22 protein-coding genes and 1 riboswitch are annotated in these 26,217 nt (G+C 68.5%); of the genes, 9 read left to right on the top strand and 13 right to left on the bottom strand.

Annotation, left to right across the window (positions count from 1 at the left end; genetic code table 11):
* Positions 1-91 precede the first annotated feature (91 nt).
* Positions 92-1,267 (bottom strand): acetyl-CoA C-acetyltransferase, encoded by a 1,176-nt coding sequence (locus CVV76_RS15140; protein WP_102225514.1) that lies wholly within the window; start codon positions 1,265-1,267, stop codon positions 92-94.
* Positions 1,268-1,465: 198 nt separating this feature from the next.
* The gene (locus tag CVV76_RS15135) at positions 1,466-2,266 is read right to left on the bottom strand and encodes an EAL domain-containing protein (RefSeq protein WP_102225627.1); all 801 of its coding nucleotides are present in this window, start codon (positions 2,264-2,266) and stop codon (positions 1,466-1,468) included.
* 235 nt (positions 2,267-2,501) lie between these two features.
* Here CVV76_RS15135 and CVV76_RS15130 point away from each other — a divergent pair, with 235 nt between their 5' ends.
* Complete coding sequence (locus CVV76_RS15130; protein WP_102225513.1) at positions 2,502-3,071, top strand: DNA-3-methyladenine glycosylase I; 570 nt, start codon at positions 2,502-2,504, stop codon at positions 3,069-3,071.
* A gap of 78 nt (positions 3,072-3,149) precedes the next feature.
* On the opposite strand, the gene lpxK is transcribed toward CVV76_RS15130, so the two are convergent.
* From lpxK to CVV76_RS15115, 3 genes are read right to left on the bottom strand one after another with little or no spacing between them, the layout of a single operon-like run.
* The gene (lpxK, locus tag CVV76_RS15125; protein WP_102225512.1) at positions 3,150-4,145 is read right to left on the bottom strand and encodes a tetraacyldisaccharide 4'-kinase; all 996 of its coding nucleotides are present in this window, start codon (positions 4,143-4,145) and stop codon (positions 3,150-3,152) included.
* A complete protein-coding gene (locus CVV76_RS15120; RefSeq protein ID WP_102225511.1) occupies positions 4,145-5,509 on the bottom strand; it encodes a 3-deoxy-D-manno-octulosonic acid transferase in 1,365 nt (454 codons plus the stop codon). Before CVV76_RS15120 ends, lpxK begins: the two co-directional genes overlap by 1 nt.
* A 12-nt stretch (positions 5,510-5,521) precedes the next feature.
* Entirely contained in the window at positions 5,522-5,767 is a 246-nt protein-coding gene (locus tag CVV76_RS15115) for a DUF4170 domain-containing protein (protein WP_102225510.1), read from the bottom strand.
* Between the two features lie 218 nt (positions 5,768-5,985).
* Between CVV76_RS15115 and CVV76_RS15110 the strand changes: the two genes are divergently transcribed.
* From CVV76_RS15110 to CVV76_RS15100, 3 genes are read left to right on the top strand one after another with little or no spacing between them, the layout of a single operon-like run.
* A complete protein-coding gene (locus CVV76_RS15110; protein WP_102225509.1) occupies positions 5,986-8,787 on the top strand; it encodes a molybdopterin oxidoreductase family protein in 2,802 nt (933 codons plus the stop codon).
* Positions 8,784-9,521 carry a 4Fe-4S dicluster domain-containing protein gene (locus tag CVV76_RS15105; protein WP_102225508.1) on the top strand — a complete coding sequence of 246 codons (738 nt, stop codon included), beginning with the start codon at positions 8,784-8,786 and terminating at the stop codon, positions 9,519-9,521. Before CVV76_RS15110 ends, CVV76_RS15105 begins: the two co-directional genes overlap by 4 nt.
* Positions 9,521-10,399: a dimethyl sulfoxide reductase anchor subunit family protein gene (locus tag CVV76_RS15100; protein ID WP_102225507.1), complete on the top strand. Its 879-nt coding sequence runs from the start codon at positions 9,521-9,523 to the stop codon at positions 10,397-10,399. Before CVV76_RS15105 ends, CVV76_RS15100 begins: the two co-directional genes overlap by 1 nt.
* Positions 10,400-10,568: 169 nt before the next feature.
* Here the strand turns inward: CVV76_RS15100 and CVV76_RS15095 are convergent, their stop codons facing one another.
* Entirely contained in the window at positions 10,569-11,222 is a 654-nt protein-coding gene (locus CVV76_RS15095; protein ID WP_102225506.1) for a peroxiredoxin, read from the bottom strand.
* A 338-nt stretch (positions 11,223-11,560) separates the two neighbouring features.
* Here CVV76_RS15095 and CVV76_RS15090 point away from each other — a divergent pair, with 338 nt between their 5' ends.
* Positions 11,561-13,009, top strand: a complete 1,449-nt coding sequence (locus tag CVV76_RS15090; protein ID WP_102225505.1) for an aldehyde dehydrogenase family protein — start codon at positions 11,561-11,563, stop codon at positions 13,007-13,009.
* A 215-nt stretch (positions 13,010-13,224) separates the two neighbouring features.
* Here the strand turns inward: CVV76_RS15090 and CVV76_RS15085 are convergent, their stop codons facing one another.
* The 3 genes from CVV76_RS15085 to CVV76_RS15075 all read right to left on the bottom strand — a co-directional run bounded on the left by CVV76_RS15085 (position 13,225) and on the right by CVV76_RS15075 (position 15,304).
* Complete coding sequence (locus CVV76_RS15085) at positions 13,225-13,887, bottom strand: pseudouridine synthase (RefSeq protein WP_102225504.1); 663 nt, start codon at positions 13,885-13,887, stop codon at positions 13,225-13,227.
* 5 nt (positions 13,888-13,892) lie between these two features.
* The gene (locus CVV76_RS15080; protein ID WP_233192979.1) at positions 13,893-14,471 is read right to left on the bottom strand and encodes an enoyl-CoA hydratase/isomerase family protein; all 579 of its coding nucleotides are present in this window, start codon (positions 14,469-14,471) and stop codon (positions 13,893-13,895) included.
* Positions 14,472-14,551: 80 nt separating this feature from the next.
* Positions 14,552-15,304, bottom strand: a complete 753-nt coding sequence (locus CVV76_RS15075) for an SDR family oxidoreductase (RefSeq protein WP_102225503.1) — start codon at positions 15,302-15,304, stop codon at positions 14,552-14,554.
* Between the two features lie 246 nt (positions 15,305-15,550).
* On the opposite strand from CVV76_RS15075, the gene CVV76_RS15070 reads away from it, so the two are divergent.
* A complete protein-coding gene (locus CVV76_RS15070) occupies positions 15,551-17,083 on the top strand; it encodes a DUF2125 domain-containing protein (RefSeq protein WP_102225502.1) in 1,533 nt (510 codons plus the stop codon).
* Positions 17,084-17,152: 69 nt separating this feature from the next.
* Here the strand turns inward: CVV76_RS15070 and CVV76_RS15065 are convergent, their stop codons facing one another.
* The 3 genes from CVV76_RS15065 to CVV76_RS15055 form a co-directional block, all read right to left on the bottom strand.
* Positions 17,153-17,899 (bottom strand): metallophosphoesterase, encoded by a 747-nt coding sequence (locus CVV76_RS15065; protein ID WP_102225501.1) that lies wholly within the window; start codon positions 17,897-17,899, stop codon positions 17,153-17,155.
* A 170-nt stretch (positions 17,900-18,069) separates the two neighbouring features.
* Positions 18,070-19,665, bottom strand: a complete 1,596-nt coding sequence (gene serA / locus CVV76_RS15060; RefSeq protein ID WP_102225500.1) for a phosphoglycerate dehydrogenase — start codon at positions 19,663-19,665, stop codon at positions 18,070-18,072.
* Between the two features lie 102 nt (positions 19,666-19,767).
* Positions 19,768-20,922, bottom strand: coding sequence for a phosphoserine transaminase (locus CVV76_RS15055; RefSeq protein ID WP_102225499.1), 1,155 nt, complete (start codon positions 20,920-20,922; stop codon positions 19,768-19,770).
* 154 nt (positions 20,923-21,076) lie between these two features.
* On the opposite strand from CVV76_RS15055, the gene serB reads away from it, so the two are divergent.
* Complete coding sequence (gene serB / locus CVV76_RS15050; protein WP_102225498.1) at positions 21,077-21,958, top strand: phosphoserine phosphatase SerB; 882 nt, start codon at positions 21,077-21,079, stop codon at positions 21,956-21,958.
* A gap of 28 nt (positions 21,959-21,986) precedes the next feature.
* Here the strand turns inward: serB and CVV76_RS15045 are convergent, their stop codons facing one another.
* The gene (locus CVV76_RS15045) at positions 21,987-23,270 is read right to left on the bottom strand and encodes an acetylornithine deacetylase/succinyl-diaminopimelate desuccinylase family protein (protein ID WP_102225497.1); all 1,284 of its coding nucleotides are present in this window, start codon (positions 23,268-23,270) and stop codon (positions 21,987-21,989) included.
* Between the two features lie 264 nt (positions 23,271-23,534).
* A riboswitch (SAM riboswitch) is annotated at positions 23,535-23,613 on the top strand.
* A 58-nt stretch (positions 23,614-23,671) separates the two neighbouring features.
* On the opposite strand from CVV76_RS15045, the gene metZ reads away from it, so the two are divergent.
* Both metZ and folE2 read left to right on the top strand, forming a co-directional pair.
* Positions 23,672-24,853, top strand: a complete 1,182-nt coding sequence (gene metZ, locus CVV76_RS15040) for an O-succinylhomoserine sulfhydrylase (RefSeq protein WP_102225496.1) — start codon at positions 23,672-23,674, stop codon at positions 24,851-24,853.
* Between the two features lie 121 nt (positions 24,854-24,974).
* Positions 24,975-26,099, top strand: coding sequence for a GTP cyclohydrolase FolE2 (gene folE2, locus CVV76_RS15035; protein ID WP_102225495.1), 1,125 nt, complete (start codon positions 24,975-24,977; stop codon positions 26,097-26,099).
* The last annotated feature ends 118 nt before the right edge of the window (positions 26,100-26,217 follow it).

The raw sequence follows: 26,217 nt of genomic DNA, 5'->3' as shown, positions 1-26,217 counted from the left end.
CTGGAAAGGGTGTTACTCAAAAATGGACATACGCGCAATTAAGTTGCGCGTATGGCGGGTGCTTATGGGGCGGCGTACCGTGTCTTTCCGATCACGCCCGCGTGAGGCACATCGCCACACCCATGCCGCCGCCGATGCACAGCGTGGCAAGGCCCTTCTTGGCGTCGCGGCGCTTCATCTCGAACAGCAGGGTGTTCAGGATGCGCGCGCCCGAGGCGCCGATCGGGTGACCGATGGCGATCGCGCCGCCATTCACGTTCACGATCGACGGGTCCCAGCCCATGTCCTTGTTCACTGCACAGGCCTGGGCGGCAAAAGCCTCGTTCGCCTCGACGAGGTCGAGATCCGAGGCCTTCCAGCCCGCCTTTTCCAGCGCCTTGCGGCTGGCCGGGATCGGGCCCGTGCCCATGATCTTGGGGTCGACGCCGGCGGTGGCATAGCTCGCGATCCGCGCCAGCGGTTCCAGCCCGCGCTTCTCCGCCTCCTCGGCCGACATCAGCAGCACGCCGGCCGCGCCGTCGTTGATGCCGCTGGCATTGCCCGCGGTGACAGAGCCGTCCTTGGCGAAGGCCGGGCGCAGCTTCTGCATCCCCTCGATCGTCGCGCCGTGACGGATGTATTCGTCCTGGTCCACCACGGTTTCGCCCTTGCGGGTCTTGACCGTGAAGGGCGTGATCTCGTCGGCGAACTTGCCGGCCTTCTGCGCCGCCTCGGCCTTGTTCTGGCTGGCCAGCGCAAACTCGTCCTGCTGTTCACGCCCGATCTGGAACTGGTTCGCGACGTTCTCGGCCGTCTGCCCCATGTGGTAGCCGTTGAAGGCGTCCCACAGCCCGTCCTTGATCATCGAATCGATAAATTTCATGTCGCCCATCTTGTGCCCGGCGCGCAGGTTCGCGACGTGGGGCGACAGGCTCATGCTTTCCTGCCCGCCGGCGGCCACCACCTTGGCGTCGCCCAGCAGGATGTGCTGCGCACCAAGCGCGACGGCCCGCAGGCCCGAGCCGCAAACCTGGTTGATGCCCCAGGCAGCGCTTTCGATCGGAAGGCCGGCGTTGATATGCGCCTGACGCGCCGGGTTCTGGCCCTGACCCGCGGTCAGCACCTGCCCAAGGATGGTTTCGGACACGTCGGACTTGTCGATCCCCGCGCGGGCTACCAGGGCTTCGAGCACGGTGGCGCCCAGCTCATGCGCCGGGGTGTTGGCGAAGGATCCGTTGAAAGAGCCGACAGCCGTGCGCGCGGCCGAGACGATAACGACATTGGTCATGGGCAATCCTTTCGATGGCCGGTCCTCGGCGCGCCGTCGCAAGGGGGCGGGCGCGCCGCTCTGCAGCAGAGGTAGGCCTTTGCGGACACACATGCAACGAAAACGGGCGCGAATCGGAGTGCAATCGTCCCTGCGGGCGAACTCCGGCCGGCCCCGACAGGTCGCTTGCCGGAACGGCGGGCACAGCGGCCGCGCGTGTCAGGCGCGAAGGGCGCGGCGATCCATCTGCGCGGCGTGCGGTGGCTTCGTGCTGGGCGCGCCGTAAAGATAGCCCTGTAGGCAATCCACCCCGGCGCGTATCAGAAATTCGGCATCGCGCGCATCCTCGACGCATTCGGCGACGGTGAACATGTCGAAATGCCGCCCGATCGCGATCATTGCCGAAACCAGCACCTGGTTGTCCGCATCGGCATGGACGCCGCGCACGAACTGGCCGTCGATCTTCAGGATGTCGAAGTAGAATTCCTTGAAGTGACGCAGCGCGGTGTAGCCCGCGCCGAAATCGTCCAGCCCGAACGAGATCCCCAGGCGCTGCATCTCCTGCATGAAGACGGAAACCAGGTCGGGCATGACCATGGCGGAGCTTTCGGTGATCTCGAGGATCAGCCGCTCCCCCACCGTCGAATCGGCGGCAAGCGCGCCGAGCAGCGTGCTTTTCCACGGCGGGTAGCCGATCGACCGCGCCGACATGTTCACCGACAGGCGCAAGGTCGGCGTCCTGTGCAGCGCGGCAAGCCCCATCTCGAGGGCGAGCGTGTCGATCCGGCGGCCCAGTTCGCAGGTCTCGACTGCGCTGATGAAATCGCGCGCGGGGATCACCCGGCCGCCGTCGTCGAGGATGCGGATCAGTCCTTCGTGAAACGCAGTGCGCCCTGTGTCGCGCGCCATCACCACCGGCTGGAAGGCCAGCAGCACATGCCGGTCGCCAAGCGCGCGCCGTACCATCTGCAACGTCTCGGCGTCGCGTTCGGTCACCGCGGCGGCCAGCGGGCTGTCCATGCCGTCCGCCGCCGGGCCACGCGCGTCAGGTTGGGCCTGCCCCGATGCCACGCCCGACCCGCCGCCGATGATGAGTTCCCCCGCCTCGGTCATCCCGTCGCTCCTTTCACTCGGATTCGGTTATCGGGGGCGATCCGTAAACATGCGGTTAAGCTACGCATTTTAAGACAACGCTGTTAAAATTCTATGGGCCCGTCTAACCTCCGCCATTGCAAGGAAAACGGAAGGGGAGGCAATGACCGAGCGCTGTAGCTGGTGCGGGCAGGATCCGCTGTACGTCGCCTATCACGACACCGAGTGGGGCGTGCCGGAATGGGATAGCCGGGCGCTTTGGGAGAAGCTGATTCTCGACGGGTTCCAGGCCGGCCTGTCTTGGATCACCATCCTACGCAAACGCCCCGCCTTCCGCGACGCCTTCGAGGGGTTCGATCCGAACGTCGTTGCCGATTGGGGCGAGGCCGAGGTGCAGCGCCTGCTGGCCGATCCGGGTATCGTGCGGTCGCGCGCCAAGATCGAGGCGGCGATTGGCAATGCCCGCGCCTGGCAGCGGATCGAGGCGCGCGAGGGGTTCGACAGCTTCCTGTGGTCGCGTGTCGGCGGCGCCCCGATCCAGAACCGGTTTGCCGCGCAATCCGACGTGCCCCCGCAGACCGATCTGTCGGCCCGAATCTCGAAGGATCTGAAGGCCGAGGGGTTCCGCTTCTGCGGCCCGGTCATCACCTATGCCTTCATGGAGGCCGTGGGCATGGTCAACGACCACGTCGTTACCTGTCCCGCCCACGACCGCGTTGCGGCCCTCGGCTGACCGCCTGCGCCGGTTTCCGTCATCCCCGGCGGGGTGATCTGCGCAGAGGGGCCGTGGCGCGCGGGATCCGGAGGCGTCTCAGCGGCCGGGGCCGAACAGCCCGTCCAGCGCAGTTTCCAGCGGCGTGGCATCCTCGATCGCCAGCCGCACGGGCACTGTCAGCACCTTGGCGCGAAAGCTGTCCGGCAGGCGCACGGCGTCCTTCTCGGTGGTGACAAGCTGCGCCCCCGCGGCCTCGGCGTCGCGTTCGAGCCGGGTCATCAGCGCCTCGGTCAGCGGCTGGTGGTCGGCCAGCGCCTCGGTCCGCACCGTCCGCGCGCCAAGTGCCTGCAGGGTGAGGAAGAACTTCTCGGGGTGGCCGATCCCGGCGAAAGCGAGGACCGGCTGATCGTGCCAGTCCATGCCGGTTTCCAGCGGTGCCAGCGCGCCGCGAAGGTGGGGCAGGCCGATCCGCTCGCCCCAGCGCCCGGCAAAGCGCGCCTGCGCCTCGGGCGGCCCGATGGACAGCACGAGGTTGGCGCGGGCAAGCCCGGCCGCCACCGGTTCGCGCAGTGGGCCGGCCGGCAGGCACAGCCCGTTGCCGAAGCCGCGCGCGGCATCGACCACGATCAGCGACAGGTCCTTGGCGACCGCCGGGTTCTGGAAGCCGTCGTCGAGCACGATCGCCTGCGCCCCGGCCGCCACCGCCGCGCGCACCCCGGCGGCGCGGTCCCGCGCGACCCAGGCCGGGGCGAAGGCGGCAAGCAGCAGCGGCTCGTCCCCGACATCGGCCGCGGTGTGGGTGCGCGGATCCACCTGCACCGGCCCCTCGAGCTGTCCGCCGTATCCGCGTGATACGGCATGGGCCTCCACCCCCCGGGCAGCGAGGCGTTGCAGCAGGTCGATCGCGGTGGGCGTCTTGCCGGTTCCCCCGGCGTTGAGATTGCCGATGCAGATCACCGGAACGCCGGCGTGCAGCGGCGTGCCCCCCGCCAACCGGCGCGCCGTGGCCCGGGCATAGAGCGCGCCAAGCGGCGATAGCAGGCGGGCCGCCACGGTCGGGTGGGGGGCATCCCAGAAGGCGGGCGCGCGCATCAGCCCCGATCCTTCGAGGGTGCGGCCCCGGTGGGCTCCGGCCCCGTCTGGGGGTTTAGGTCGGCTTTCGGGGCGGGTTCCGCGTCGGGGCTGTCCGTTTGCTGCGCGGGAAGCGCGCCGAGGATCGAGGCGGCAAGCCGGTCTGCCACTTCGGCCCCGGCGGTCGAGGCCTCCCACGCGTTGTGGGCCAGGGCCGCCGCGCGATCCGGTGCGATCAGGTCGCTCACGGCCTCGCCCAGTTCCTGCGCGCGTTGCACCGCGCGGGCGGCGCGCGCCGCGGCCAGCCGGGACAGCGCCGCGCCGTGGCGCCCCGCCTCCGGCCCGTGCACGATGGCGGAGCCGAGCGCCGCGGGCTCCAGCGGGGATCGTATGACCCCCTCGCTCAGGCTGCCGCCGAGGTAGGTGATCGGCGCAAGGCGGTACCACAGGCCCATCTCGCCCTCGGTATCGGCGACATAGGCCTGCACCTCCTCTTCGGGTTCCTCGTCGGAGGATCGCCGGGCGACGGTCCAGCCCTCAGCGATTTCCATCTTGCGGATCAGCGTGTCGGCACGGGATGGATCCCGCGGTACCACGATCAGCAGCAATCGATGCGCCCGGCGCAGCGCCAGCCGGTGCGCCTCGATCACCGCGGCCTCCTCGGCTTGGGGCAGGCAGGCGGCAAGCCAGATCGGTCGGGTCTTCGCCAGAAGTGCAAGCGCCTCGCGCTCGGCCTCCACATGGGGCAGCACGACCGGCGCCTCGTGCAACGCACCGCCGATCGTCATCCGGCTTTGTGGCGCGCCGAGGCGGCGCAGGGCCCGGGCGCTGCCGGCGTCGGGCGCGGTGATCAGCGACAGGCTTTGCAGCAGCGTGGGGAGGACGCCGGGAAAGCGCCGCGGATGCCCGGCCCGGGGCGGGCGCGCGTCGATCCAGTGGACGGGTATGCCGGCGCGCCCCGCCTCGTGGATCAGCGCCGCGGGCAGGGCGTCGCCGGTCAGCACGATCAGGTCGGGCCGCCAGTGCCGCAGGAAGGCGCGGATGTCGGGCAGGGTCGGCGGCGGAGCGGGAACCTGCCAGATGTCTTCGGGCAGATCCGCCGCGCCGGCGCCTTCGGTGCCATGCTCCCGCTGTGCCGGGGCAGGCTCGGGCATCACGCGGGTGACCAGCACCTCGGGCGCACGGGCGGAGTCGCGTATGTGGTGGAGGAGTTCGGGCAGGCCGGGTGGTGCGCCCGAGGCCCCGCCGTCGGCGCCCGTTTCCAGCGGGAACCAGATCAGCGGGCCCGACGGCCGGCCGGGTCTTGGGCCGTCACCGCCGGCCCCCGCGCGGCTGCGCCGCGCCGTCGCCAGCAGATAGAGCCCGAGGCCGACCGGGAATGCCATTCCGAGAGGGCCTTACGCGCCCAGCTCTTCGGTCGGGCTGTGCGGGGTTTCCTCGTCGCGCAGACGATGGATATGGGCGATGAAGTAACGGGTGTGCGCATCGTCCACGGTGCGCTGCGCCTCGGCCTGCCACGCCTTGTGAGCAGATTTGTAATCCGGGTACATGCCGACGATGTGGATCTTCGACACGTCCTTGAAGACCGATTTCGAAGGGTTCACCAGCTCGCCGCCGAAGACGAGGTGAAGGCGTTGCGTCATTGCCATGCTCCTATTGCGCTGGGGTTGCGCGCAACCTAGACAAAGCTGGGGCGCGGTCAAGCCGCGCTTGCGCCACGAGGGCCGCATCGAGGCGGATCGCCCGGCCGCCGGCGCATAAAAAGCCGAACACAGCGTCGTGACGGCGCTTGGCCTCGGGAAAGTTTACTGATTATGATATTCCGACGCATGCATGTGATGCCGGGGGAGGCCAGCTTACCATGACGTATCGACAGCCGGCGCTGGACACTTCGCCACGCGTATCGGACGAGGTTCGCAAGACGACGTGCTACATGTGTGCCTGCCGCTGCGGCATCAACGTGCACATGAAGGACGGCCGCGTCGCCTATATCGAGGGCAACCGCGATCACCCGGTGAACAAGGGCGTCCTCTGCGCCAAGGGGTCGTCGGGCATCATGCAGGTCACCGCGCCCTCGCGCCTGCGCGCGCCGATGAAGCGGGTGGGGCCACGCGGTTCGGGGGAGTTTCAGGAAATCTCGTGGGACGAGGCGATGGAGCTGGCGGTGAGCTGGCTCAAGCCGCTGCGCGAGACCGACCCCGAGAAGATGGCGTTCTTCACCGGGCGCGACCAGTCGCAAAGCCTGACAGGGTTCTGGGCGCAGGCCTATGGCACGCCGAACTATGCCGCGCATGGCGGGTTCTGTTCGGTCAACATGGCGGCGGGCGGGATCTACACGATCGGCGGCGCTTTCTGGGAATTCGGATCGCCGGACTGGGAGCGGACGAAGCTGTTCGTTCTGTTCGGTGTGGCCGAGGATCACGATTCGAACCCGATCAAGATGGGGATCGGCAAGCTCAAGTCGCGGGGCGGCAAGGTGGTGGGCGTGAACCCCATCCGCTCGGGTTACAACGCCGTGGCCGACGATTGGTATGGGGTGACGCCGGGGTCGGACGGCCTCCTGATCCTGTCGCTGGTGCATGAGCTTCTGAAGGCCGGCAAGATCGACCTCGATTATCTCGCGCGGTTCACCAACGCGCCCTGTCTGGTGAACGGCGCGGAGGGGCCGGAGAAGGGCCTCCTGCTGCGCGACGCGAACGGCAAGCAGCTGGTCATCGACAAGCGGACCGGCAAGCCTGTGGCCTTCGACACGCCCGGCGTGCAGCCCGACCTTGGTGCGCGGCACGAAGGCAACGTCACGGCCTTCCAGCTGATGGCCGAGAAATACCTGTCGGACAGCTACGCCCCTGAGGCGGTGGCCGAGCGTGTGGGCATCGCGGCCGAGCGGATCAAGGGGCTGGCGGCGGAGCTTGCCCGCGTGGCCTTCGACGAGGCGATCGTGATTGACCGCGCCTGGACCGACTTCCGCGGTGACCGGCATGACAAGATGGTGGGCCGCCCGGTCTCGTTCCATTCCATGCGCGGGATCTCTGCGCATTCCAACGGGTTCCAGACCGCCCGCGCGCTGCACATGCTGCAGGTGCTTCTGGGCTCGGTCGAGGTGCCGGGCGGCTGGCGGATGAAGCCGCCCTATCCGAAGCCGGTCGAGGCCCATCCCCGCCCGCATTGCGGCGTCACCCCGGGCAAGCCGCTGAACGGCCCGCACCTGGGCTATCCGCTGGGGCCCGAGCATCTGGCGCTCAAGGACGACGGCAGCCCCGCGCGGATCGACAAGGCGTTCTCGTGGGAGAACCCGCTGTCGGCGCATGGGTTGATGCACATGGTGATCTCGAACGCCCATGCGGGCGACCCGTACAGGATCGACACGCTGTTCCTCTATATGGCGAACATGGCGTGGAACTCGTCGATGAACACCCGCGCCGTGATCGACATGCTGACGGACACCGACGAGAGCGGCGACTACGTGATCCCGCGGATCATCTATTCCGATGCCTATTCGTCCGAGATGGTCGCCTATGCCGACCTGATCCTGCCAGATACGACCTACCTTGAGCGGCACGATTGCATCTCGCTGCTCGACCGGCCGATCTGCGAACCGGACGCGGCGGCGGATGCGATCCGCTGGCCGGTGGTGGAGCCGGACCGCAACGTGCGGGGCTTTCAGTCGGTGATCATCGACCTTGGCGCACGGCTGGGGCTACCGGGGTTCGTCAACGAGGACGGCAGCGCCAGGTACAAGGATTACGCCGATTACATCGTGAACCACGAACGCCGCCCCGGGGTCGGCCCGCTGATGGGTTTCCGCGGCAATGGCGACGGCGTGGGGCGGGGCGCGCCGAACCCCGAGCAGATGCAGAAATACATCGAGAACGGCGCGTTCTTCACCGCGCACGTCCCGGAAGAGGCGGAGTTCTTCAAACCGTGGAACGCGACCTACCAGGACTGGGCGGTGAAGATCGGCCTTTACGATGCGCCGGCGCCCTATCTCTTTCCGATCTATTCCGAACCGATGCGCCGTTTCCAGCTGGCGGCGGAAGGTCACGGCGACCGTCAGCCGCCCGAGCATCTGCGCGACCGGCTCAGGGTGGTGATGGATCCGCTGCCCACCTGGTACGCGCCGCTGGGGGATGCGGGAACGGAGGAATATGACGTTCACGCCCTGACCCAGCGGCCGATGGCGATGTATCACAGCTGGGGCAGCCAGAACGCCTGGCTTCGGCAGATCCACGGGCGCAACCCGCTCTACCTGCCGACGGCCTTGTGGCAAAAGCACGGGTTCCGCGATGGCGACTGGGCGCGCGTGACCTCGCCGCATGGCGAGATCGTGGTGCCGGTCGCGCATATGGCGGGTCTGAACCCCAACACCGTCTGGACCTGGAACGCCATCGGCAAGCGCAAGGGCGCCTGGGCGCTGGACGAGAACGCGCCGGAGGCGACCAAGGGCTTTCTTCTGAACCACGTGATCGGGGAGCTGATGCCGCCCAGGGGCGACGGGCTGCGCTGGTCGAATTCCGACCCCGTCACGGGGCAGGCCGCGTGGTTCGATCTGCGGGTGAAGATCGAGCGGGTCGCCGCGCGGGCACAGGCGGAACCGGGCTTTCCGCCGATCAAGTCGCCGGTGCCGCCGGCACCCGAGAACCGCCGCTGGGGGGCCGAGGAATGACGGAACTGCCGACCAACACGCAAAAGAAGCTCGGGCTGGTCATCGACCTCGACATCTGCGTCGGCTGCCACGCCTGCGTCACCGCCTGCAAGGGCTGGAACACCGAGAATTACGGCGCGCCGCTCAGCGATATCGACGCCTATGGCGAGGATCCCTCGGGCACCTTCCTCAACCGCGTGCATTCCTACGAGGTGCAGCCCTCTGACGGCGGCTGCTCCCAGACCATCCACTTCCCCAAATCCTGCCTGCATTGCGAGGACGCCCCCTGCGTCACCGTCTGCCCCACCGGGGCCAGCTACAAGCGGGCCGAGGACGGGATCGTTCTGGTGAACGAGGATGCCTGCATGGGCTGCGGCCTCTGTGCATGGGCCTGCCCCTACGGCGCGCGGGAAATGGACATGGCGGCGGGCGTGATGAAGAAATGCACGCTCTGCGTCGACCGGATCTACAACGAGAACCTGCCCGAGGTGGACCGTGTGCCGGCCTGCGTGCGCACCTGCCCCTCGGGCGCGCGCCACTTCGGCGACCTGGGCGACCCCGATAGCGCGGTCAGCCAGCTGGTGGCCGACCGCGGCGGCATGGACCTGATGCCCGAACAAGGCACCAGGCCCGTGAACAAGTACCTGCCGCCCCGGCCCAAGGACCGCCCGGCCGAGGCGCCGCTGGCCGCCCTTGCCGATGTGAAGGCCACCGGCATCGCCGGCTGGCTCGACCGCCTGCTGGAGAAGCTCTGATGCATCCCGCGCCCTCCGTCATCGTCTTCACCGTGCTGTCCGGGCTGGGGTTCGGCTTCCTCGCCTATCTCGGTCTGGGCCTGGCCGCCCCGGTGGGCGCCACGGCCTTCTGGGTCTGGGCGCTTGGCTATGCCTTCGCCGTGGCGGGGCTGATGGCCTCGACCCTGCACCTGCAGAATCCGCGGAACGCCTGGCGCGCCTTCTCGCAATGGCGCAGTTCGTGGCTCAGCCGCGAGGGCTGGGCCGCGGTGATCACCCTTGTCGTGCTGGCGCCGGTCGCGCTGACGGCGATCTTCCTGCGGTTTCCCAGCGCCACCTTCGGCCTGCCCGGGGCCGCTCTGGCGCTGGCCACGGTCTATTGCACCTCGATGATCTACACCCAGCTCAGGACCGTGCCACGCTGGAACCTCTGGATCACGCCGGTGATGTTCCTCGGCTTCGCCCTGACCGGGGGCGCGATTCTGGCCGGGCTGAAATGGCCCGCGATCGTGCTGTGCCTTGCGCTTGCGGCGGTGCTGGCCGCGAGCTTCGTGCTGGGGGACCGGCGGCTTGCCGAGAGCGGATCCACCCTGGAGAGCGCGACGGGGCTGGGTCGGATCGGCAAGGTGCGGCTTTACGAGGGGCCGCATACGGGGACGAACTACCTGATGCGCGAGATGATCCACGTGGTGGGCCGCAGGCATGCGCAGAAGCTTCGGGTGATCGCCGTGGTCTTCGCGGCGCTGCTGCCGGCGCTGGTGCTGCTGATCGCGCCGGGGGGGAGCCTCTGGGCGATCGCGCTGGCGGTGGTCCTGCACCTCACGGGCGCCTTCGCGGCGCGCTGGCTGTTCTTCGCCGAGGCGGAGCACGTGGTGGGCCTCTACTACGGCGCGCGCTGACGCGGCCCCCGGGGTTCGGTTCCCGGGCGCCCGCAATCCCGAGGGCCCCGCACTCCCGAGGGCATAGGCAGGTGGCAAGGCTGCTTGCGTATTTGAGGAACAATGAAAGGCAGCGGGCGAGCGGGAGGCCGTGGCCCCCCGCCCTTCGTCCGGCACGCTTACGCGCGGTTTACTTCGGCGCCTTCACCGTGCGCAGGTAGGGCAGCTTCACGTCGACATCGCCGTATTTCGCCTTCGCATCCTCGGTCGAGACCGAGAGCGCGACGATGACGTCCTGCCCCGGAACCCAGTTGGCCGGGGTGGCGAAGGGCACGCCGTCGGTCGCCTGCACCGCGTCCAGCGCGCGCAGCACCTCGGCGAAGTTGCGGCCCACCGACATCGGGTAGGTCATCGTCAGCCGCACCTTCTTGTCCGGGCCGATGATGAACACGGTGCGCACGGTCGCGCTGTCGGCCGGGGTCCGCCCGTCGGGCAGGTAGGCGTCGGCGGGCAGCATGTCATAGGCCTTGGCCACGGTCAGCGAGGTGTCGTCGATGATCGGGAAGCTGGCAGGCGCGCCCGCCACCTTCTCGATGTCGGCCTTCCACTTCTTGTGCTCCTCGACCGAGTCGACCGAGACGCCCATCACCTTGGTGTTGCGCTTCTCGAACTCGGGGGCGAGCTGGGCCACGGCGCCGAATTCCGTCGTGCAGACCGGGGTAAAATCCTTCGGGTGCGAGAACAGGATGGCATAGCTGTCGCCAACCCAGTCGTGGAACGAGATTTCGCCGGCGGTCGAGTCGGCCTTGAAATCGGGGGCGGTGTCGTTGATGCGCAGTCCCATCTGAGATCCTTTTGCTTCGTAAGGTCACGTCGGTTCGAATGTCACGGGCCAGAGATAGGCCGCTTCGATGCGCTTTGCACCCCCCGGCGCGTGCCGGGGGCCGAAGGAGCCTGTGAGCGACCTTAGTGACGGGCGCGGCAATGGGCAGCGTATCAGGCCATGTCAAAGGCGGCGCGACGCGGGGCGGGGGGGCACGCGGGTGTGCGGGCATGGCGGAGGAGAGGCGGCGGAGGAGAGGCGGCGGAGGACAGGTGGAATGGACAGGTGCCGGGCACGGCCACTTGCGGGCGGCCCGCCCCGGTGGCAGGGTGCCGCACGATCGTCACCGGAGGTTTGCCATGATCCGCAAGACCGATTTCTACATCGACGGCGCCTGGGTTGCGCCGGCCGCGCAACGCGATTTCGATGTCATCGACCCCTCGACCGAAGAGCCCTGTGCGGTGATCTCGCTGGGCGACAAGGCCGATACCGACGCCGCCGTCGCCGCGGCCAAGCGCGCCTTCGGCCCTTGGTCGGCGCTGCCGCCGGCCGAGCGCCTCGGGATCGTGAAGAAGATCCTCGAGGTCTACACCGCCCGCGCCGAGGAGATGGCGCAGGCGATCAGCCTCGAGATGGGCGCGCCGATCGATCTTGCGCGCAGCAGCCAGGTGACCGCCGGCGCCTTCCACATCAAGAACTTCATCCGCGCGATGGACCAGATCGAGTTCATCCGACCGCTGGGCCCCCATGCCCCCAACGACCGGATCGCGCTGGAACCGATCGGCGTCGTCGGCCTGATCACGCCGTGGAACTGGCCGATGAACCAGGTCACGCTGAAGGTGATCCCGGCGCTTCTGGCGGGCTGTACCATGGTGCTGAAACCCTCTGAGGTGGCGCCGCTCTCGTCGCTGCTGTTTGCCGAGATCCTTGACGAGGCGGGGGTGCCGAAGGGCGTCTTCAACCTCGTGAATGGCGACGGCGCGGGGGTGGGGACGCAGCTGTCGACCCACCCGGATGTCGAGATGATCTCCTTCACCGGCTCCACCCGGGCGGGCAAGGCGATCTCGGTCGCCGCGGCCGAGACGCTGAAGCGGGTGTGCCTGGAACTGGGCGGCAAGGGGGCCAACGTGGTCTTTGCCGATGCCGACGAGAAGGCGGTGAAGCGCGGCGTGCTGCACTGTTTCAACAACTCCGGCCAAAGCTGCAACGCGCCAACCCGGATGCTGGTCGAACGCCCGATCTACGACCAGGCCGTCGAGATCGCCCGCGAGGTCGCGGAAAAGACCGCCGTGGCCTCCGCGCACGAGGAGGGCCGCCACATCGGCCCCGTGGTGAACGAGACCCAGTACGACAAGATCCAGGCACTGATCCAGAAGGGCATCGACGAGGGCGCCCGCCTCGTCGCCGGCGGCACCGGCCGCCCCGAAGGCCTGAACCGCGGCTACTTCGTCCGACCCACGGTCTTTGCCGACGTCACCCCCGGCATGACCATTGAGCGCGAAGAGATCTTCGGCCCCGTCCTGTCGATGATCCCCTTCGAGACCGAGGAAGAGGCAGTGCGCATCGCCAACGACACCGCCTACGGCCTGACCAACTACGTCCAATCCGAAGATCCGGCAAAACGCAACCGCATGGCGCGGGCCCTGCGGTCGGGCATGGTCGAGATGAACGGCCAGCCGCGCGGCGCGGGCGCACCCTTCGGCGGCGTGAAATCCTCGGGCCGTGCGCGGGAAGGGGGCACCTGGGGCATCGAGGAATTCCTCGAGGTCAAGGCGATCTCGGGCTGGGGTGTCGAAGCCGCCGAATAAGCGGCGCTTCGCACGCCTTTTCCTGCGGTGGGGGGCTTCGCGCCCCCCACACCCCCAGCGGGATATTTCCGCTCAGAAGAAGACGGAAGAGTCTCTCCTTTCTTCTGAGGACAAGTATCCCGGGGGTGTGGGGGCAGCGCCCCCACCGAAGTAGAAACTTGCGCGCCCTGGCGCGCGCCGCTGGATCAATAGGGCAGGTCGGAGCGGGCAGATGGTCAGAACGGGCAGGGCGCCTTGAAGGTCTCGCCCCGGCCGCCGTCGGGATGATTCACCCGCAGGCTCTCGGCATGCAGCATCAGGCGGGGGAAGTCGCGGGCGGGGCCTTCGGCGTAGAACGGATCGCCGAGGATCGGGTGGCCCAGTTCCTTCATGTGGACGCGCAGCTGGTGGCTGCGGCCGGTGCGGGGCATCAGCCGGACGCGGGTGGTGGGGCCCTCCGGGCCCTCGTCGCGGCGCAGGACGCGCCAATCGGTGACCGCGGGCTTTCCGCTCTCGTGGTTGACGTGCTGGAGCGGGCGGTTCGGCCAGTCGACGATCAGGGGCAGGTCGACCGTGCCGGTCCTTTCCGCGAGCGCGCCCCAGAGGCGGGCGACATAGATCTTCTTGGTTCGGCGCTGCTCGAATTGCAGCGAGAGGTCGCGCTGGGCCTGCTTGGTCAGCGCGAAGACCATGACGCCCGAGGTGTCGCGGTCGAGGCGGTGGACCAGCAGCGCCTCGGGAAAGGCCGCCTGTGCCCGGCTGATCAGGCAATCCGCAAGCTCCGGCCCCTTGCCCGGGACCGACAGGAGGCCTGGCGGTTTGTCGAGCACCAGGAGGTGGTGGTCGTGGTGCAGGATGCGCAGCGGTTCGTCTGGCGGAGTGTAGGCGGCCTCGGTCATGGGGGTTACCCGATCATCCGCTTGATCGCCGCGACATGGGCCGGACCAGCCCCCAGCGCGTCGGCCGCGAGGGTTGCGACCGTCTCGTCCAGCGCCTCGGGCGGGACGACGCGGTCGATCAGGCCCCAGGCGGCGGCCTCCTCGGCGCCGATCTTCGCGCCGGCCATCAGGATCATCTTGGCGCGCGCCGGCCCCACCAGCGCGGAAAGGCGGCCGGGATCCGAGGGTTGCGGGAGGAAGCCGAGCTTCATCACCGGGTAGAAGATCTTGGCTGCCGGCACCGCCACCCGCAGGTCGCAGGCCAGCACCATCCCCAAAGCGCCGCCGGCGGCGGTGCCGTTGAGCGCGGCGATCGTCAGGCAGGGCAGGGCGACGATCGCGCCGGAGAGCCGTTCCCAGACCGGATCGGTGGCAAGCCCCGCGCGGGCCGCGTCGAGGTCGGCGCCGGCCGAGAACACCTTGCCGGTCCCGGTCAGCACCAGCACCCGGACATCTTCGTCCGCAGCGCGCTCGACCTCGCGCGACAGGGCCGCGAGCATGTCGGGGGTCAGGGAATTCGCCTTGTCGGGCCGGTCGATGATCAGTGTCCGGAGGCCGCTCTCCGGGCCGTGTCCGGGCCCCTTGGCGGACCCGCCGGTTGCGCCGTCGCCGACCCGGGTCCGGATCACTGGATCAGTCCGATGCGGCGGCGGATCGCCTCGTCCCGGAGTGCGATCTCTTCGCCGAGGAAATCGTCGGCATCGGCCGAACACATCCAGAGCAGCGCCTTCGCCGGCCAGTCGGCAGGGATGTGAACGGCGGGGTCGAGCTGGCTGACCGGGTTTATGCCCGACGCCTTGATCTTGACCTGCATCTCGGTCGCCACCGTGCCCGGCGACAGGCCCATGATGCGCAGGCCCGCCGCGCCCGCCTCGTGATGCGCCACGCGGGTCAGCATCGCGGCGCCGGCCTTGGCGCTGCAATAGGCCGACCAGCCTTCCAGGGGGTTGTGCGCCGCGCCGGAGCTTACCGTGAGGATGGTGCCGGCCCGCCGCTGGGTCATGCCGGGCAGGACCGCACGCATGCCGTGGAAGACGCCCTTCAGGTTCACGTCGATCGCGCGGCTCCACTCCGCCGGGTCGACCCGGCTCAGCGGGGCGATCGGGTCGATCATGCCGGCGTTGTTGATCAAGACGTCGACCGGACCGAACGCCCCTTCCAGCCGCTGGATCGCGCCGGAAACCGAGGCCTGGCTGGCCACGTCGCAGGTCAGCGCGATGGCGGCCTCGCCGATCTCGGCGGCCAGCGCGCCGATCTCGGCCTCGGAGCGCGCCATCAGGCCGACACGGGCCCCCGCCGACGCGAATTCGCGGGCCGCAGCGGCTCCGATGCCGCGGCTTGCGCCGGTGATCGCCACCACCTTGCCGGTCATGTCCATGCTGTCTCTCCTTGACTGCGCGCTCCCTCTCCTTCCCTTAGCTGATCGCCCCGCGACCCGGAACCCCCCGGGGCGCGCCGGTGTGGGGTGCGCGGGTGTGTGGGGCGGCCTTCTGCCCGGCGCGGACCGGGCGCGATCCTGCCCCTTGAGACCTGTCCCCCGAAACCTGCCCTTGACCGGGGCGGCGGTGCAAACGAGAGTCGCGCCAAAGTCGATTTCATCCGAAAGGAAAAGGTTTTGGGACAGATGCGCATTCTCGCCGGAACGGTGGCCGTGGCCGCGCTCTTCGCCGCGACTGCGGCCCGGGCGGACGTCACCGCGGAACAGGTCTGGGATCAGTGGAAGGAGGTGGCCGCGAACGGCGGGCAGACCATCACCGCCACCAGCCAGGACAAGAAGGGTGACACCCTGCGTCTGAAGGGTGTGAAGACCGTGGCCGAACACGACAGCGGCGCCAGCTTCACCGGTACGCTGGACGAGGTCGACCTCAGGGAAATGGGCGACGGTTCGGTTCAGATCACCATGTCGCCGGATTACCCGGTGGTGTTCGACGCCGAGGGCGACGACGGCAAGTCGATGCACATGACCCTGAACATCCACCAGCAGGGCCTGAAGATCACCGCCACCGGCAGCCCCGGCGACACGCGCTACGACATCGACGCGCCCGAGATAACGTTCGACCTGCCGAACGTCGAGGCCGACGGAAGGAGGGCGGATCTGAAGGCGTCGGGCAAGTTGACCGCGCTGAAGGCGAGCTATGCGATCAAGGGAAGCGACACGATGCACGTGTCCTCGACCTTCGCGGCCCGGCACCTGACGGTCGCATTGTCGGCCACGAAGCCCGAGGACAAGGGTGGCGACACGGGCGCCGGTGCGGGCACCGGAGCGGGCGGGGGCACGCTGACCTTCAACGCCGAGGCCAAGGATCTCGGCGGTTCGTCCGAGTCGACGATGATCAAGGGCACCTCCATGAATATGATGGATGCCGCCCTCAAGGCCGGGGCCACGGTCGATGCGAAGATGGGCGTGGGGTCGATGACCTACGACTTCGCGGTCGACGAGAACGGCAAGCAGACCCAGGGCAACGGATCGGTCGCCGACGGCAAGCTGACCGTCGGGCTGAGCAAGGAGCGCATGCATTACGGCACGTCGAGCGGCGCCAGCGACCTGACGCTGTCGGGCAGCGAGATGCCGGTGCCCAAGGTCAGCCTGGCGCTGGCGAAGACCGCCTTCGACATGGTGCTGCCGCTGATGAAGGACGATGCGAAACAGCCGTTCTCGCTCATGCTCGCGCTTGGCGGCGTGAAGCCGAGCGACGAGATCTGGTCGATGATCGACCCCGGCAACGTGCTGCCCCACGATCCGGCCGAGCTGGAGGTGGACCTTGGCGGGATGGTCACGCTGGCGCGCGACCTGTTCGGCACCGAGACGGCGACCGCGCCGATGGATCCTCCGGGCCAGATCGACTCGGTCGATATCAGGAAGGTTCATGTCGCGGCCGCGGGGGCCGACTTGTCGGGCACGGGCGCCTTCACCTTCGACAATTCGATGGGGCCGCAGCCGGTGCCCGAAGGGTCGGTGGACCTGACGCTGAAGGGCGGGATGGAGCTGATCGACAACCTGGTGAAGATGGGCTTCGTCCCCGAGGATCAGGCGGCGGGCACCAAGATGATGCTGGGTCTCTTCGCCAAGCCCGGCGACGGGCCGGACACCATGACCTCGAAGATCGAGGTCAAGAAGGACGGCCAGATCCTCGCCAACGGGCAGCGCATCAAGTAACGGCCGGCGTCGCAACCGGCGGGGGATGTGCCCCCGCCCTTCCGCGGGGGGGCGCGCAGGGGGGCGATGTCAGCCCTGCGGTTCCAGCTTCCGGCGCCCGTCGTCCGTCAGCAGGAAGACGTCCCGCCCTTCGATCACAACGGCGCTCAGCGGGCCGCCGAAGGCCGCGCCGGAGTCGAGGTTGACGCGGTTGCCGTAGTGGGTGGCGGCCTCCACGGGCGTGTGGCCATGCACGATCAGCGCCCCGTGGTCGCGCCGGTCCTGGTGGAACAGCCCCCGGATCCAGATCAGGTCGTCTTCGACCTGATCGTCGAGCGGAACGCCCGGGCGGATGCCGGCATGGGCAAAGAAGACCTCGCCGCGGCGGTGATGATCGGGCAGCGCCGACAGGAAGGCCCGGTGGTTCGCGGGCACCCGGTCGATCGCGTCTGCGTGGACCTCCAGCGCCGGGCGGGCCGTCGGTTCGGCCACGCCGTAGGAGGCCAGAGTCTCGATCCCGCCGATCTTGGGGTGGACGTAATCGTAATCGGCGCGCAGCATCGGGTCGTGCTCTGCCGGGGTGTCGAGGTAGAGCGCGAACATCCGGTCGTGGTTGCCCTTGAGCGCGATCCAGGGGCGGCCCGCGGCGATGCCCTCCACCAGCAGGGCGATGACGCCCGCACTGTCGGGGCCACGGTCCACGAGGTCGCCGAGATGGACAACCGGCGCGTCCGCATCCCCGGTCCGGGCGCGGTCTTCGGCGATCCGCTGATGCGCCTGCTTCAGAAGCCCGAGCTGGCCGTGGATGTCGCCGATCGCGTAGCTGCGGAGGGTCATGTGATCCGTCTTCCTTGTCGTCCGCTCCCCGGGCGCGACGCTACAGGGGCGGGTCGGGAAGGAACAGGGGGCACGTCAGGGCAGGGGGCGGGCCCCTCGCGGGCCTCTCGCAGAGGTAGCAGCAGGACCGGCCGGCGCCCCGGAAGGCGCCGGCCGGAGGGTCGTCAGGCTCAGGCCGCGTCGAATTCCAGCGGGCGGACCTGCTGGAACAGACCGGTGCCTTCGAGCGCGGCCTTCACCTCGGCCGGCAGCGGGCCGTCGAGGGCGAGAAGCGCGATCGCGTCGGCGCCGACGGCTGACCGGCCCAGCGTGAAGTTGGCGATGTTGACGCCACCCTGGCCCAGCGTGCCGCCCAGCGTGCCGATGATGCCCGGGACGTCCTTGTTGGTGGTGTAGAGCATGTGCGGCACCACCTCGGCGTCGATGTTGATGCCCTTGATCTGGATGAACCGCGGCTTGCCGTCCGAGAACACCGTGCCGCCGATGGAACGCTCGCGCTCCTTCGTGACGACGGTCACCTTGATGTAGGCGTCAAACACGCCCGACTTGCCCTGGTTCGTGGTCGAGACCTTGATCCCGCGCTCCTTGGCGACGATCGGGGCCGAGACCATGTTCACGTCGGGGTTGGTGGCCTTCATGATCCCGGCGATCACGCCGCAGTTCAGCGCGGCCAGGTTCATCTCGGCCACCGTACCGTCGTAGAGCACGTTGATCGCGGTGATCGGCTCGTCCGTCATCTGGCCGATGAAGGTGCCCAGATGGTCGGCAAGCTTCAGCCACGGGCCCATCACGGCCGCCTCTTCCGCCGTGACCGACGGCATGTTGAGCGCGTTCTGCACGGCGCCGGTCAGCAGGTAGTCCGACATCTGCTCGGCCACCTGCAGCGCCACGTTCTCCTGCGCCTCGGTGGTCGAGGCGCCGAGGTGCGGCGTGACCACCACGTTCGGCAGCGAGAACAGGACGTTCTCGGTCGCGGGTTCCACCGCGAAGACATCGAGCGCGGCCCCGGCGACATGGCCCGATTGCAGCGCCTCGGCCAGCGCCTCCTCATCGATCAGGCCGCCGCGGGCGCAGTTGATGATCCGCACGCCCTTCTTGGTCTTGGCGAGATTCTCGCGCGACAGGATGTTGCGGGTCTTGTCGGTCAGCGGCACGTGCATGGTGATGAAATCGGCACGCGCCAGCAGTTCATCCAGCTCCACCTTGGTCACGCCGATCTGCTTGGCACGCTCTTCCGACAGGAAGGGGTCGTAGGCCACCACCTTCATGTGGAGGCCAAGCGCGCGGTCGCAGACGATCGAGCCGATGTTGCCGGCACCGATCACGCCGAGCGTCTTGTTGAACAGCTCGACCCCCATGAATTTCGTCTTTTCCCACTTGCCGGCATGGGTCGAGGCCGAGGCCTCGGGCAGCTGGCGGGCGACGGCGAACATCATGGCGATGGCATGCTCGGCCGTGGTGATCGAGTTGCCGAAGGGGGTGTTCATGACGATCACGCCCTTCTTGGATGCGGCGGGGATGTCGACGTTGTCGACGCCGATACCCGCCCGGCCGATGACCTTGAGGTTGGTCGCCTCGGCGAGGATCTTCTCGGTCACCTTGGTGGCCGAACGGATGGCGAGGCCGTCGTACTGGCCGATCACCTCGGCCAGACGGTCCTTGTCCTTGCCGAGGTTGGGTTCGAAATCGACCTCGATGCCGCGGTCGCGGAAGATTTGCACGGCGGTTTCGGAAAGCTTGTCGGAAACGAGAACCTTGGGGGCCATGTCAGGCTCCTTTGCGATGGAATTGGGGGGAGGGAGGGCGCGTTTGAACGCACCCTGCGGGTCGCATGGGCAGGGTGCGTTTCAACGCACCCCGCGCGCCGGTCAGGCCGCTTGCGTCAGCGCCGCGATCTCGGCGTCGAACGCCCATTCGATCCAGGGCATCAGCGCCTTGACGTCCGAGGTCTCGACCGTCGAGCCGCACCAGATCCTCAGGCCCGGAGGCGCATCGCGGTAAGATCCCGCATCCAGCGCCACGCCTTCCTGTTCCAGCCGCTTGGCCACCGCCTTGGCGAAGGCCGCGCCATCGGCGATGCGCGCATCGGTGAACTTTAGGCAGACGGAGGTGGTCGAGGCCGTCGCCGGATCCACCGCCAGGTTCTCGATCCAGTCATGCTGTGCCACGAAGGCGGCGACCGCATCGGCATTGTCCTTGGCGCGCTGGACCAGCCCGGCAAGGCCGCCGATCGACTTGGCCCAGTTCAGCGACACGAGGTAATCCTCGACCGCCAGCATCGAGGGCGTGTTGATCGTCTCGCCCTTGAAGATGCCTTCGTTCAGCTTGCCACCCTTGGTCATGCGGAAGATCTTTGGCAGCGGCCAGGCGGGAGTGTAGCTTTCCAGCCGTTCGACCGCACGGGGGGACAGGATCAGCATCCCGTGCGCCGCCTCGCCACCCAGCACCTTCTGCCAGGAGAAGGTGACGACGTCGAGCTTGTCCCACGGCAGGTCCATCGCGAAGGCCGCGCTGGTCGCGTCGCAGATGGTGAGGCCTGCACGGTCCGCCGGGATCGCCTCGCCGTTCGGCACCCGCACGCCCGAGGTGGTGCCGTTCCAGGTGAACACCACGTCGGTGTCGAAATCGACCGTCCCGAAGTCGACGATCTCGCCGTACTCGGCGGTCTTCACCTCGGCGTCGATCTTGAGCTGCTTGACCACGTCAGTGACCCAGCCGGCGCCGAAGCTTTCCCAGGCCAGCATGGTCGCCTTGCGTGCGCCGAGCATCGACCACAGCGCCATCTCGACGGCGCCGGTGTCCGAGGCCGGCACGATGCCGATGCGGTAATCGTCGGGAACGCCTAGGATCTCGCGCGTCTGGTCGATCGCGGCCTTCAGCTTGGCCTTGCCGACGGCAGCGCGGTGCGACCGGCCCAGGGGCGCGTCGGCGAGCATGTCCAGCGAATATTGGGGGATCTTGGCGCAGGGACCAGAAGAGAAGCGCGAATTGGCCGGCCGCGCGGCCGGTTGCGGGGTATTCATCGATAGTATCCTTACAGATATACGCCCCTCGTTGGGGAGGGGTGTCCCGCTGCCGGAGATACGCCCGGCCGTGCTCTGGTGCAAGAGGGATTATTGCGCTATTGCGCCGCCTGAGCGCAAGAATGCGACTTGCCTGCTCAAGTCCGGAGGCCATATGCAGATCGTCACCCTTCTCGCCCATCCTGACCGCGCCGACCTGACCGCGGCTGTCGCAGATCCGATTCGCGCCCGCTGGGGCGGGGGCGATCTGCGCTGGCTCGATGAGGGGCTGGCCGCCGAGTTCGGGGTCGAGACAGTGCCGGGCGATTTCTGGCGGGTTTGGCAGGCGCTGCAGACCCAGGGCTTCGACATCGCGGTCCAGCCGGAGGAGGGGCGGCGCAAGCGGGTGCTTCTGGCCGACATGGATTCGACGATGATCGGGCAGGAATGCATCGACGAGCTGGCCGCCGAGGCGGGCGCGGGCGAATTCGTGGCCAGCATCACCGCGCGGGCGATGAACGGTGAGCTCGACTTCGAGGCCGCGCTGCGCGAGCGCGTGGCGCTGCTCAAGGGCCTGCCCGCCGAGGCGATCGCCAAGGTGCTGGCCGAGCGGATCACCTTCGCTTCGGGCGGGCGCAAGCTGGTGGGCACGATGAAGGCGAACGGCGGCTACGCGGTGCTGGTGTCCGGCGGGTTCACCGCGTTTACCGAGGCGGTCGCGGCCTACCTAGGGTTCGATGAGGACCACGCCAACACCCTGCAGGTCGAGGGTGGGCGGCTTGCCGGTACGGTGGCCGAGCCGATCCTGGGGCGCGAGGCCAAGGTCGCGCGGCTCTCCGAGGTCTGCGACCGGCTGGGCATCCCCGAGGACGCCGTGATCGCGGTCGGTGACGGCGCGAACGACCTGGCGATGCTGCACCGCGCGGGCACCGGCGTCGCGCTGCACGCCAAGCCCTCGGTCGCCGCGCAATGCGACATCCGCGTCAACCACGGCGACCTGACCGCGCTGCTCTACCTGCAGGGCTACGCGGGCGAGGAATTCATCGCAGCGCCCTGAGCCCCGCGCCCAGGCCGCCCCCGAATCGTCACTTGTCCAGCAGAAGTTCCGCCAGCGTCAGCGCCATGACGCGGGCGGAATCGAGCATGTCGTCCACCCCGATCCATTCGTCCGGCTGATGCGCAAGGTCGAGGACCCCGGGCCCGTAGGCGATGCAGTTCTTCAGCTTGCCGATCCGATCGATGTGCTTCTGATCGTAGGTCCCGGGCGAGACGACATATCCCGCCTCGCGCTCCAGCACGGTCTCGATCGCGCGGGCGACCGAGCGGACGACCGGCGCGTCCTTGTCGGTCATCGAGGGGATCACCTCGAACAGATCGCGGATCTCGTAGTCGAACGTCGGCCGCGCCGCCTTCACCCGTTCCAGCAGGCGCGTCACCTCGGATTTCACCTCCGCGAGATCCTCTTCGATCAGGAAGCGCCGGTCGAGCACGATGCGGCAGCGGTCGGCCACGCAGGGGGCGGGAAGGCCGGTGTAATCCTCTTCCTGCTCCGGCTCTCCGCCATGGACAGAGTTGATGTTCAGCGTCGATTGCCGCGCCCCCTCGGGGATCACCGGCATCTCGGTGCGCTTGGTGGCGAGGATGGGGTAGAGCACCTCCTCTATCTCGTGCAGCACCGCGCCCATGTGGCGGATCGCGCTGTCGCCGAGGAAGGGCATGGAGCCATGGGCGATCCGCCCCTTGGTCTCGATCTCGGCCCACCAGACGCCGCGGTGGCCAAGGCAGATCCGGTCCTTGTGCAGGGGCTCGGGGATGATCACGTGCTGCACGCGCTCGGGTGCGAAGAACCCCTTTTCGGCAAGATAGGCCACGCCGCCGAAGCCGCCCGATTCCTCGTCCGCCGTGGCGCTGATCTCGATCGCGCCGGCATAGTCGGGGCATGTGGCGATGAAGGCCTCGGCCGCGATCACCGATGCCGCGATGCCGCCCTTCATGTCGCAGGTGCCGCGGCCATAGATCCGGCCGTCCTTCAGCTCGGCGCCGAACGGGTCGGTGGTCCAGCCGTGCCCCACCTCGACCACGTCGTGGTGGCCGTTGAAATGCACGCACTCGCCGGGCCTGCTGCCGTCGCGCCGCGCCACGAGGTTCCAGCGCGGGTACTTGTCGCTGTCGGCGGGCGCACCCTCGGCCCGGATCATCCGGCAGTCGAACCCCAGCGGTTCGAGATAGTCGCGCAAGGCGACGCAGATGTCGTGGTAATGCCGTCCCGGCGGGTTCAGCGTGGGAATGCGGACAAGCGACTGCGTCAGCGCGATCAGCGCGTCACGGCGGCTTTCGATGGCGGAGCGGAGGGCGTCGTCATGGGACATGGCGCGAGGCTAGCCCCGCGTGCGGGCGCCCGCAATGGCCCCTGCGCCCGGCATGCCCCCCGGCATCGGGCCGCGCCACCGCGCTGCCCGCAAACGCGGCGCCTTTCCCTTTTCATTGTTCTCCAAATACGCACTCCGTCCCAACCGCCCCGCGGCGGCGCCCGTTTCTGTGCCCGTTTCTGCGCCGGAGGTCGTGATGCCCTGCACCGAGATGCCTTTCACCGAGATGCCCTGTGCCTTGACGCCCGGGCCCGGCAGGCGTATCGCGGACCCCGTGGCGATTTGTTCACCGGATTGCGGGCCACGTTAAAGAAGCCGCTAAAGAGGGCACGGCGCGTTTCCGAACACCCCCGGGCCTTTTTTCGGCCGGGGGTTTTTTGATGCGCATAAGGAGGCGCGCGATGACGGACAACTGGAAACGGCGCACGAAACTGGTCCACGCGGGCACCAGGCGGTCGGGCTGGGGCGAGATGGCCGAGGCGATCTTCCTGACCCAGGGCTTCGCCTACGACAGCGCCGAACAGGCCGAGGCGCGCTTCATCAAGACCGAGGATGACGAGTTCATCTACGCCCGCTACGGCAACCCCACCGTGCGCATGTTCGAGGACCGGATCGCCGCGGTCGAGGGCACCGAGGCCGCCTTTGCCACCGCTTCGGGCATGGCCGCCGTCTCGGGCGCGCTGACCTCGCTCCTGAGGGCGGGGGATCACGTGGTCTCGGCCAAGGCGCTGTTCGGCTCGTGCACCTACGTGCTCGAAGAGGTGCTGGGGCGCTACGGGGTCGAGGTGACGTTCATCGACGGCACCGACCTGGACGCCTGGCGCGCGGCGGTCCGGCCCGACACCAAGGTGGTCTTCCTGGAAAGCGTGTCCAACCCGACGCTGGAAGTCGTCGACATCAAGGGTGTGGCCGAGATCGCCCATGCCGTGGGCGCGACCGTGGTGGTCGACAACGTCTTCGCCACGCCGATCTTCTCGCGCGCGGTGGAGCTGGGCGCCGACCTGATCGTCTATTCCACCACCAAGCACATCGACGGCCAGGGCCGGGCGCTGGGGGGCGTGATCTGCGGCACCGAGGAGATGATCCGCAAGACCGTCGAGACCTACATGAAGCACACCGGCGGCTCGATGAGCCCGTTCAACGCCTGGTTGATGCTGAACGGCATGCAGACGCTGGACCTGCGCTGCCGGGCGATGGCCGACAGCGCGCTGGCTGTGGCCAAGGCGCTGGAAGGCCACGATAAGCTGTCGCGGGTGATCTTCCCGGGGCTGGAAAGCCATCCGCAGCACAAGCTGGCGATGGAACAGACCGGATCGGGCGGCACCGTGGTGACGATCGACATCGCGGCCGGCAAGGAGGCGGCGTTCCGCTTTCTCAACGCGCTGGAGGTCTTCGTGATCTCGAACAACCTCGGCGATGCCAAGTCGATCGCGACCCATCCGGCGACGACGACGCACCAGCGCCTGACGGACGAGAAGAAGGCCGAGCTGGGCATCACCCCCGGTCTCGTCCGGCTGTCGATCGGGCTGGAGGACGAAAGCGATCTGATCGCCGACCTCCTGCACGCGCTTTCCGTCGCCTGATCCGCGGTGATCCGTCGCGCGGGTTCGGGCGTAGTTCTTCCGGGCGGGTGGAAACTCCCCGCCCGGGACCCCATCTTGAAGGGTCGGCTTTGACATGGGAACGGCCGGGAGAGGACGCGCGATGAACATCCGGATTGACGAGCCGAAACTTGGTGACGAGCTCACGCTCGATGCCCTCGCCGTGCTGCGCCGCTGGGCCGCGGCCGACCCCGAGGCGGCCCGCGCGGCCCTTGCCGCCGAAATCGCCCGGCTGGGCGGGGATGCGGGCGCAGGGGCAGAGGCCCCTGCCGACACCGCCGCCGATCTTCCTGCCGATGCCCCCGCGCGCCGATACGACGACAATTTCACGGTGACCGAGGCCTATCGCGACAGCCTGCCGGACCTGCAGAACGGCCCCGAAAGCCTGATCCGCGGGGCGCACCGGCGGATCCAGCACGTGGGCATCTCGAATTTCCGCCTGCCCCTGCGCCACGTCACGCGGTCGGGCGAGACGCTGATGCTCGAGACCTCGGTGACCGGTACGGTCAGCCTCGAGGCGGACAAGAAGGGCATCAACATGTCGCGGATCCTGCGCAGCTTCTACGCGCTGGCCGAGGATCACGCGGGCCTCGACGTGGCGCGGGCCGCGCTCGACGCCTACAAGCGCGACCTCGACAGCCTGGACGCGCGGCTTGCGCTGCGGTTCTCCTACCCGATGCAGGTGCCGTCGCTGCGCTCGGGCCTGACCGGGTGGCAATACTACGACGTCACGCTGGAACTCGCCGAGGAGGGTGGCGCGCGGATCGCTGCGATGCACCTCGACTATGTCTACAGCTCGACCTGCCCCTGCTCGCTGGAACTGGCCGAACATGCCCGCGCCACCCGGGGGCGGCTGGCCACGCCGCATTCGCAGCGGTCGGTCGCGCGGATCTCGGTCGCGCTGGGGGAGGCGCCCCTGGCGATCGAGGAACTGGTCGAGATGTGCCGCCGCGCGGTACCGACCGAAACGCAGGTCATGGTGAAGCGCGAGGACGAACAGGCCTTCGCCGAGCTGAACGCGTCGAACCCGATCTTCGTCGAGGACGCGGCGCGGCTCTTTGCCGAAGCGCTCGAGGCCGATCCGCGGATCGGGGATTTCCGGGTCGCGGCGAGCCATCAGGAAAGCCTGCACAACCACGACGCGGTCAGCGTGCTGACCCAGGGCCCGACCTTCGCTTCGGGCGGGCTGGAGCCGCGGCTCTTCGCGTCGCTGCATCGCGAGGGCTGAGGCGCAGGGGGCGGGAACTCCTCCCCGGCCTCCGCCGCCCCGGCCCGTACCTTCTCGTCGCTTCGGCCCGCGGTCCGCGCGCAATGGCGGCGGGGGTGGGGAAGCATCCATGTGCGGC

The sequence above is a fragment of the Acidimangrovimonas sediminis genome, from assembly GCF_002871005.1.
Taxonomy (GTDB): Bacteria; Pseudomonadota; Alphaproteobacteria; order Rhodobacterales; family Rhodobacteraceae; genus Acidimangrovimonas; species Acidimangrovimonas sediminis.
Note: the sequence above shows the minus strand (reverse complement) of the source record. Positions and strands in the feature narration are given on the sequence as shown.